Origin of the sequence: Asticcacaulis biprosthecium C19 (assembly GCF_000204015.1) — a bacterium.
GTDB classification, from domain to species: Bacteria; Pseudomonadota; Alphaproteobacteria; order Caulobacterales; family Caulobacteraceae; genus Asticcacaulis; species Asticcacaulis biprosthecius.
In genome coordinates this window covers 686,236-690,415 of sequence record NZ_GL883078.1, presented here as the reverse complement: position 1 = coordinate 690,415, position 4,180 = coordinate 686,236, and the positions used below count along the sequence as shown (strand labels likewise).

At 55.0% G+C, this 4,180-nt stretch carries 4 protein-coding genes; 2 read left to right on the top strand and 2 right to left on the bottom strand.

The window, feature by feature from the left end:
* Window positions 1–1,236: 1,236 nt before the first annotated feature.
* Both ABI_RS13620 and ABI_RS13615 read left to right on the top strand, forming a co-directional pair.
* Window positions 1,237–2,253 carry a virulence RhuM family protein gene (locus tag ABI_RS13620; protein ID WP_006273595.1) on the top strand — a complete coding sequence of 339 codons (1,017 nt, stop codon included), beginning with the start codon at window positions 1,237–1,239 and terminating at the stop codon, window positions 2,251–2,253.
* A 120-nt stretch (window positions 2,254–2,373) separates the two neighbouring features.
* Window positions 2,374–3,042, top strand: a complete 669-nt coding sequence (locus ABI_RS13615) for a hypothetical protein (protein ID WP_006273594.1) — start codon at window positions 2,374–2,376, stop codon at window positions 3,040–3,042.
* Between the two features lie 315 nt (window positions 3,043–3,357).
* Here ABI_RS13615 and ABI_RS26475 read toward each other — a convergent pair whose 3' ends face one another.
* Window positions 3,358–3,666 carry a plasmid pRiA4b ORF-3 family protein gene (locus tag ABI_RS26475; RefSeq protein WP_006273593.1) on the bottom strand — a complete coding sequence of 103 codons (309 nt, stop codon included), beginning with the start codon at window positions 3,664–3,666 and terminating at the stop codon, window positions 3,358–3,360.
* A gap of 4 nt (window positions 3,667–3,670) precedes the next feature.
* Window positions 3,671–4,048, bottom strand: a complete 378-nt coding sequence (locus ABI_RS26470; RefSeq protein ID WP_006273592.1) for a plasmid pRiA4b ORF-3 family protein — start codon at window positions 4,046–4,048, stop codon at window positions 3,671–3,673.
* Window positions 4,049–4,180: the final 132 nt, after the last annotated feature.

Genomic DNA, 4,180 nt, shown 5'->3' with positions numbered 1-4,180 from the left:
CTCAGCCTACGCGACGGCCGTCAGTCAAAAACGCTGTTCCACTGCGACCGCCTTTCCGGCGGACGTCGTCTACGAGAATGAACGCAATTTCTTAAAGCATCGTAGGGCGACGGATGTCTGATGGACGAAGCGACGCCCGCCCTTTCTGATACCTCCCCGCGCCTCTTGCGTGGGGAGGTCGGGTGAGCGCAGCCGAGATATATCTCGGCAAGCGCAAGACGAAGCCTTAGCGCAGCGAAGGCGAAGGGTGGTGGTGGGGCGACTTTCTTTCGGACACGCAGAACGGCCGTCATCGCAAGGTGTCGGCCGTTTCAGCGCCAGGGAATTCCCTCCGCCCACGAGACGACCACGGTCGCAAGATTTTAACACGAACAACACGAACCCGCCGCGATGCGGCGCTACGAAAAGACGCGAATTTCAGAGCGTGCTTGCGAAAATCAGGGCCAACCAAAGCGAATTGGCCGGAACAAATGATCTGAGAGTGTACACAATGCTTTCCAGCGTACCGGATTAAAATAGCCGTGTGTCTGGGAGTACACTACGGCTGTGGGGAGTGGGATGTCGCCACACGTGTCACCGGCATCAGAACTTCGGCGCGGGAGGCACCAAAGACCAGCTTGACCACGGTCCCAGGCAAACCGATAATATCGATACCCAGAACACCAAGAGCCCAGTTGCTTGCGGTAGCGGGAAACCAGCCGTGAGCGAGAATGATAAACGTACACAGCGCCGCCACCACGAGAAAGGCAGCAAGGGCGCCGTAGCCTATCGTCAGGCGTAGTCGCCACCACGCCGCTGCCTGTTGAACTCGAAGGTTTCGCGTTCTTGACGCAGTTGTTCCACCTCCACCTGCCGCATCACTCGTCCTCCCAAGCTTCAGCTTCGGCGAGCGAATCGGAAATATTCCTTTCCGCGTGCCTAAGAATGGACGCGTAGAGTTCGTAAGCGGGTGAACGTTTGGGCAACCGAGCAAGGACATTCAAGGCTTTGTCGCGGTCTGAGATATCGCGAGGCATGGGCTGGCCAAGCACGCCTGAACGCATTCCGGAAACGGCCGCGCAGGATATCCGTGCGTTATCCGTGGTTAAACATTACCGACCCGACACGCCGCAGGTCTTCGCCCTGCATAAGACCGCGCGACAGTTCCAGCTCATCCGCCACCCGTGACATTCCAACTTTGAAACTGCGAAAAGCGGTGTAAAGCGCTATGAAGGAGCACGGGGGCAAGGTGAACGTATGAGCGACAGCGAACAGAACCTGATCATTTACAACACGCCGGACGGCGCAGCTTCGGTTGCCCTGTTTGCCCGTGACGGCAATGTGTGGATGAACCAAAGCCAACTGGCGGAACTTTTTGCCACCTCGCTTCCCAATATCAATATGCATATATCCAACATATTGAAAGAAAAGGAATTATCTGAAAATTCAGTTATTCAGGATTACTTAACAACTGCCGCCGACAGCAAGCAATATCGTGTTAAATTCTATGCCCTGGACATGATCCTTGCCATTGGCTTTCGTGTGCGGAGCGCGCGAGGCACCGAATTCAGAAAATGGGCCAATACCCATCTGCGGCACTATCTCGTCAAAGGCTTTGTCATCGATGATGACCGCCTGAAAAACGGCGGCGGCCGCGCCGACTATTTTGATGAGTTGCTGGAACGCATCCGCGACATCCGCGCCTCGGAACTGCGATTTTATCAGAAGGTGCGCGACCTGCTGGCCCTGTCATCCGACTACGACCCGACGGACAAGGCGACGCAGATGTTTTTCGCCGAAACCCAGAACAAGCTCCTGTTTGCCATCACCGGAATGACGGCGGCGGAACTGATTGTTGCCCGCGCCGACGCCAATGCCCCCAATATGAACCTGACGTCGTGGAAGGGCGCCAGAGTCCGCAAAGGCGATATCGTCACGGCCAAGAACTACCTCAACGCCGACGAGGTCGACAGTCTGAACCGGCTGACCGTCATCTTCCTTGAAACCGCCGAACTGCGCGTCAAGGACCGCCGGGACCTGACACTGGCCTATTGGCAGTCCAATGTCGACCGGTTGCTGGAGTTCAACGACAAACCCGTCCTGCAAACCAAGGGCGGCATCAGTCACGCCCAGATGGAAGCCAAGGTGGCCCAGATCTATCAAGAGTTCGACGCCCGGCGCAAAAAGGAAGACGCCGCACGCGCCGATGAAGACGACCTGAGCGAGTTACAACAGATTGAAGACAGCGTAAAATCAGCGCCCAAGGGCGCGTAGCGCAATTCCGGTGACAGGGCAGAGAAGACGGGACAGAAGCAACATTCCCCAAAGCATGAAGGTACGCATCCAGGCGTCGGCCCTTTGCCAAAACCAGCAAAGACATCAAAGGATCATCAGATGGTGTTGAACAAGGAGGGCGAAACTGAACCGCTGGAAGGATATTTGTTCGTCTGGTACTACAAGCGCCACGCCCTATCTAATCGCCTGCTTACGCCGGATGAGATTGTCTTGGGGTTGTGGTATGAATTGGCAAAGCTTTTTTTCAACACTGTCCACCCGGGCCGCATAAGACAATATTTTCACACATTAAGAGGATCGAAAAGCTTCATCGGTCACGTACCTGATGATCAGGACTTCTATGGCTTACCCTTTGAAGACCTTAGCGTTATCCTTTTGTCCGTTCTCGGTCCCAAGGGTATCCGACCTCCTAATTCGCGTGATGAAGCGGTACATGTAATCATCAAGCGACATGTTATTGGAATGCTGAGCCACAAGCACGTTGCGCACAACCACTTAAGGTTGTTGCTCCAAGATTTGATCCGTTATTATGATTTCTGGGGAGAAGGCGCGGGGATTTCAGGGCGCTGGCATGATGTTTCAACTCTATATGCGATCGGCGAAACTGAACTCAACTACATCGCTCACCTTGAACCGATGGTCTTCACATCCAGTACGTACAGACGACTGAATCGAAAAATTGTGCATGCGGCCGAAGCGTGGGCGTCAAAATGGGTGAGCGAAAACAGCTACGCCTATCCGAGTTTCCCCAAAAGGCCTTCAAACTGAACCGAATTCGAATTCCGGTGACATGATACTAAATGTCGAAATTCTTTCATCGAAACAGAGGGGGGCGGAGTCGATATCGGCACGCCCGCACGCGGTCGGATAGAACAGGTTTAACCACGGATCAGGCACGGATGCCGGCATTGCGACCGGACACGGATTCAGGAACGGATAGGAAAGCAGAATACAAGGACAGGAGCAGCATTCCCCAAAGCACTAAGGTTCGCCTCCAGGCGTCGGTCACATATTGCCCTTGTCTGGGCCGAGCGTCGATCGTTCTTATAAGACTTTCTTTGCCTATCGACCTTTCGCGGCATTTCACCGGTTCGCAATGCGGGAGAGGGCATCGGTGATGCCCATCTCGTCAACGGTATCGGGGTCGTACTCGTCGGCCCATTCAGCGGCTTCGGCGTGATTTGGATGTTTTGGATCGGCCATGGCGGCGAGCAAGTCGTAAAATCCTGGAATGCCGCCGCAATCCTCAGGGGGAGCATTCCTCTCGCCACGGACGTAACGCGGATAGGAGCCTTGTGGGGCGCCGACGCGGATATCCGTCACGATGACCCGGTGCTCCCAACTGTCGCCGAAATCGTAGAGATAGTCGATGACCGTCTTGTTGGAGTTCAAGACGTCACGCAGGCGAGCCTTGTGGGGCGCCGACGCGGATATCCGTCACGATGACCCGGTGCTCCCAACTGTCGCCGAAATCGTAGAGATAGTCGATGACCGTCTTGTTGGAGTTCAAGACGTCACGCAGGCGAGCCTTGTCAGCAATCTTTCGCGGTGCTGTTCCCCAATCTTCGTCCATCGGCAGGCCATAGGTTTGACCACCAATCGTGAACTCCCACAGATGATAGTCGAGCCACCCCATGGCGGACTGTATGATGTCGTGTAGCACCCGCAGTGTGATTGAGGTCGGCACCTCGACTTCGCGCCAGATCAAAGGTTCGGTATCGCGCAATTCGATACGCACCGTGGCGATTTCGTTGATACTGTCGGGGTTGGTCATCGGCTTCGGTCTCCTACCGCAAGTTTTGCAGATTGCAGCGGCTTTCGCAACAAACTGACCACTCAACCGTAACGCTCGTAGCGCACAATGAGCTGAAACTTCGCCGGATTGTCACCTAATACCAACCCTCAA

Coding starts and splice junctions, on each gene's coding strand:
- ABI_RS13620 (WP_006273595.1), top strand. CDS start 1,237: ATGAGCGACAGCGAACAGAACCTGATCATTTACAACACGCCGGACGGC.
- ABI_RS13615 (WP_006273594.1), top strand. CDS start 2,374: ATGGTGTTGAACAAGGAGGGCGAAACTGAACCGCTGGAAGGATATTTG.
- ABI_RS26470 (WP_006273592.1), bottom strand. CDS start 4,048: ATGACCAACCCCGACAGTATCAACGAAATCGCCACGGTGCGTATCGAA.